This window comes from Streptomyces sp. NPDC057638 (assembly GCF_042800315.1).
Lineage (GTDB): Bacteria > Actinomycetota > Actinomycetes > Streptomycetales > Streptomycetaceae > Streptomyces.
This window is the reverse complement of sequence record NZ_JBHVHF010000615.1, coordinates 1-1,169: the sequence shown is the minus strand read 5'-3', so window position 1 is coordinate 1,169 and position 1,169 is coordinate 1. Positions and strand designations below refer to the sequence as shown.

Genomic DNA, 1,169 nt, shown 5'->3' with positions numbered 1-1,169 from the left:
CTCCGGAGACCGTCCTACCTCTTGCGGGCGGTGGTCTTCTTCGCGGCGGTGCTGCGGGCGGTCGCCTTCTTCGCGGGCGCCTTCTTCGCCGTCGCCTTCTTCGCGGGCGCGGTCTTCTTCGCCGTGGCCTTCTTGGCGGGGGCCGCCTTCTTGGCCGTGGTCGCCTTCTTCACGGCGGTGGCCTTCTTCGCGACGGTCTTCTTCGCGGCCGTGGTCGCCTTCTTGGCCGCGGTGGCCTTCTTCGCGACGGTCTTCTTCGCCGGAGTCGCCTTCTTGGCCGCGGTGGTCTTCTTCGCCGTGGCCTTCTTGGCGGTGGCCTTCTTGGCCGCGGCCTTGGCCGTCGTACGGGTGGAGGTGCCGCCGGACAGGCTGCCCTTGGGCGCCTTCTTCACCGCGACCTCACCGCCGCGCGGCAGCTTCTTCGAGCCGCTGACCAGGTCCTTGAAGCCCTGACCTGCGCGGAAGCGCGGAACGGAGGTCTTCTTGACCCGGACCCGCTCCCCGGTCTGCGGGTTGCGGGCGTAGCGGGCGGGACGGTCGACCTTCTCGAACGATCCGAAGCCGGTGACCGAGACCCGGTCTCCGGCGACGACCGCGCGGACGATCGCGTCAAGCACCGCGTCGACGGCGTCGGCCGCCTGCTGTCGGCCGCCGAGCTTGTCGGCAATCGCTTCTACGAGCTGCGCCTTGTTCACGTCTTCCCCTTCGGAGACATTGCCTGGAACGAATCCGCCCAGGCTTTTTCGCACGTTAGGCAGATATATACCGCAAATCAAACACGAAACGGTCTAATCACCCTAGTGCCGCAACGAATCGACCTCGGAAGTCGGTCGTCATGGAGTTCGGATGTCAGTCGCCTTCCGGGAATCGCCCCTCGTCGAGGTCCCGCATCAAGCGGTCCAGACGCCGTGCGGCGTCCGGGAGATCGTGCTTCGCCGCGGCCGTGATGACCAGCAGCTTCCGGGAGAGCGCCTTCCTTACGCCCTCCGGGACTTGCAGTGCGCGCACTCGGGTGTGCGCTTCCTTCAGTTGGGCCGCGACAGCCGCGTAGAGCGTGAGTTGGCTGTCGCGTTCCATGCACCGATTGTGCCATCTGGGGCGAGTTGTCGCCCGGCGGGGTCTCAACAAGCGACCGACGGATCTTCAGGTCGAACACTAGACTTGACGAA

The 1,169-nt window shown here is 66.3% G+C and carries 2 protein-coding genes; both read right to left on the bottom strand.

What is annotated here, in order from left to right; genetic code table 11:
- Nucleotides 1–14: 14 nt before the first annotated feature.
- Nucleotides 15–695 carry an HU family DNA-binding protein gene (locus ACFVIM_RS35240; protein WP_384310482.1) on the bottom strand — a complete coding sequence of 227 codons (681 nt, stop codon included), beginning with the start codon at nt 693–695 and terminating at the stop codon, nt 15–17.
- Nucleotides 696–849: 154 nt separating this feature from the next.
- On the bottom strand, nt 850–1,077 hold the full coding sequence (locus tag ACFVIM_RS35235; RefSeq protein WP_384310479.1) for a hypothetical protein: 228 nt from the start codon (nt 1,075–1,077) through the stop codon (nt 850–852).
- Nucleotides 1,078–1,169 lie beyond the last annotated feature (92 nt).

Excerpts from the sequence above, each read along its gene's own strand:
- ACFVIM_RS35235 (WP_384310479.1), bottom strand. The coding sequence starts at position 1,077 with ATGGAACGCGACAGCCAACTCACGCTCTACGCGGCTGTCGCGGCCCAA.